Genomic DNA, 543 nt, shown 5'->3' with positions numbered 1-543 from the left:
TTGATACATACAATCATTACCCATCGATTTACCTTTTACGGCAAACCGATCAATAAATAATCTTTACTTCTTCCAGATTGTTAAAGAACGAAACAGCTTTGATCGCTAAAAGATCAAACCTAAACCCAAATCTTGTTGACCGGCTTACGTTTGCACTTTCGAGTAAAACTTTGGTGGAGGATGACGGGATCGAACCGACGACCCCCTGCTTGCAAAGCAGGTGCTCTCCCAGCTGAGCTAATCCCCCTGAGATATTACTAATTAGCTGGTAGGGCTGGTTGGACTCGAACCAACGACCCCCGCGTTATCAACACGGTGCTCTAACCAGCTGAGCTACAGCCCCAACGCGGAACTACTACGACTACTGTTTCTTCTTAATTAAACAGCCGATAAGTGTGAACATTTGATGCGTGAACCATTACTGATTCGTGCAAACTCTAGAAAGGAGGTGATCCAGCCGCACCTTCCGATACGGCTACCTTGTTACGACTTCACCCCAGTCACGAATCCTACCGTGGTAAGCGCCCTCCTTACGGTTAAGCT

General features: G+C 46.6%; 2 tRNA genes and 1 rRNA gene. All 3 read right to left on the bottom strand.

Features of this window, described 5'->3' with window-relative positions:
- Nucleotides 1-171: 171 nt before the first annotated feature.
- Nucleotides 172-247: transfer RNA gene (locus CSQ92_RS28515), tRNA-Ala, on the bottom strand.
- Between the two features lie 19 nt (nt 248-266).
- A tRNA-Ile gene (locus CSQ92_RS28510) sits at nt 267-343 on the bottom strand.
- 98 nt (nt 344-441) lie between these two features.
- Nucleotides 442-543 (bottom strand): 16S ribosomal RNA (locus CSQ92_RS28505); the annotation flags it as partial.

This window comes from Janthinobacterium sp. BJB446 (assembly GCF_002735655.1).
GTDB lineage: Bacteria > Pseudomonadota > Gammaproteobacteria > Burkholderiales > Burkholderiaceae_D > Janthinobacterium > Janthinobacterium lividum.
Note: the sequence above shows the minus strand (reverse complement) of the source record. Positions and strands in the feature narration are given on the sequence as shown.